Genomic DNA, 1,175 nt, shown 5'->3' on the forward strand with positions numbered 1-1,175 from the left:
ACACGCACCAGGCCGATATCGCCAGTCGCCCGGACATGCGTTCCGCCGCAAAGCTCGACCGAATAGGGCCGGTTGGCCTTGGCGCCGTGAACGCCGGTGCCCATCGACACGACGCGCACTTCGTCGCCGTATTTCTCGCCGAACAGCGCCATGGCGCCTTCGGCAATGGCATCGTCGACCGACATCAGGCGCGTGGACACCGGGCCGTTCTGGACGACGATCTCGTTGGCCATGCGCTCGACCTCTTCGAGATCCTCCGGTGAAATGGGCTTGTTGTGCGAGATGTCGAAGCGCAGGCGCTCGGGCGCGACCAGCGAGCCCTTCTGCGCGACATGGCTGCCCAGCACCTCGCGCAGCGCCTCATGGATCAGATGCGTCGCGGAATGGTTGGCGCGCAACCTGGAGCGGCGCGCATGGTCGACTTTGAGCTCGACGGCAACACCGGTCTTGACCGTGCCGCTGGCCACCTCGCCGATGTGGACGAATAGCCCATCGGCCTTCTTCTGCGTGTCGGAAACCTCGATCGAGAAGCCCTCGCCTGAAATAACGCCGGTGTCGCCCATCTGGCCGCCGGACTCGGCATAGAACGGGGTCTGGTTGACGACGATCGCCACCGCGTCGCCCTTGCCGGCGCTGTCCACGGTCTTGCCGTCCCTGACCAGGGCCTGGATGATGCCTTCGGCAGCTTCAGTCTCATAGCCGAGGAACTCGGTGGCGCCCGCCTTCTCGCGCACGGAGAACCAGATGGTCTCGGTCGCCGCGTCGCCGGAGCCTGCCCAATGCTTTCGCGCCTCGGCCTTCTGCTGCTCCATCGCATTGGTGAAGCCGGCAAGATCGACCGAGATGCTGCGCTGGCGCAGCGCGTCCTGCGTCAGATCAAGTGGGAAGCCGTAAGTGTCGTAGAGCTTGAAGGCCGTTTCGCCGTCCAGCATGTCGCCGGCATGCAGCGTCTCCGTCGCCTCGGAGAGCAGGCCGAGGCCGCGCACCAGCGTCTTGCGAAACCTGGTCTCCTCGAGCTTCAGCGTCTCGGTGATCAACTGTTCGCCGCGCAGCAGCTCCGGATAGGCCTGGCCCATTTCGCGCACCAGCGCCGGCACCAGCTTCCACATCAGCGGTTCGTTGGCACCCAGCAGCTGCGCATGGCGCATGGCGCGGCGCATGATGCGGCGCAGGAC

At 65.7% G+C, this 1,175-nt stretch carries 1 protein-coding gene; it reads right to left on the bottom strand.

Features of this window, described 5'->3' with window-relative positions; translation table 11 throughout:
• Positions 1 to 1,175 (bottom strand): alanine--tRNA ligase-related protein (locus EN893_RS34850; RefSeq protein WP_245490964.1); only part of this gene is annotated, 1,175 nt, incomplete at both ends.

This window comes from Mesorhizobium sp. M7A.F.Ca.CA.004.04.2.1 (genome assembly GCF_004022825.1).
GTDB lineage: Bacteria > Pseudomonadota > Alphaproteobacteria > Rhizobiales > Rhizobiaceae > Mesorhizobium.